Source organism: Psychrobacter sp. LFX-11D (assembly GCF_904846475.1).
In the GTDB taxonomy this organism is placed as follows: Bacteria; Pseudomonadota; Gammaproteobacteria; order Pseudomonadales; family Moraxellaceae; genus Psychrobacter; species Psychrobacter cryohalolentis.
In genome coordinates, this window is sequence record NZ_CAJHAV010000042.1 from 1 (window position 1) to 657 (window position 657).

At 46.1% G+C, this 657-nt stretch carries 1 protein-coding gene; it reads left to right on the forward strand.

Going from position 1 to position 657, the window contains the following annotated elements:
• Window positions 1-657: class I tRNA ligase family protein (locus tag JMX75_RS12850; RefSeq protein ID WP_201532562.1), on the forward strand; the 657-nt coding region annotated here is incomplete at both ends.

The window sequence follows — 657 nt, forward strand, 5'->3', positions numbered from 1 at the left end:
GCTAAGCCTATCGATCAAGCGGCTAAGCCTGAAGTGTGGGAGCTTCCTGAAAAGTGGATTATCAGCCGTCTGAACTCTACGATTGCCAATATCCATCAGCATTTTGGTCAGTATCGTCTGGACATGGTCAGTCATGATATCTATGAATTTATCTGGAATGAATATTGTGATTGGTATGTTGAGCTTGCTAAGGCCAGCTTAAATGATGACTCGGTGACGGATACGCGTAAAGCACAAATTCGCTATGTATTGCTGCATGTCCTTGAGACTGCGCTACGCTTCACTCACCCAATCATGCCGTATCTGACTGAGCAAATTTGGCAAACTATCGCCCCTCTATTAGATCGTAAAGATACTGATAGCATCGTCATCGCTGCTTATCCACAAACGGATACTGCGCAAATTAACACGCAAGTTGAAGCGGATATGGCATGGCTACAACAGCTCATCGCTAGCGTCCGTAATATCCGTGGTGAGATGAAATTGGGCAACGCCGTACGGTTACCAGTCTTGCTACAAAACGTCTCGCTGGTTGAGGACGAGCGTCTAGCACGTATCGCCAATCAGTTTAAAGCACTCGCAAAAGTCGAAAGCTTAACCATTCTAAAAGAAGGCGAAGAAGTGCCACTATCCTCGTCGAGTATGATTGGACAGCTG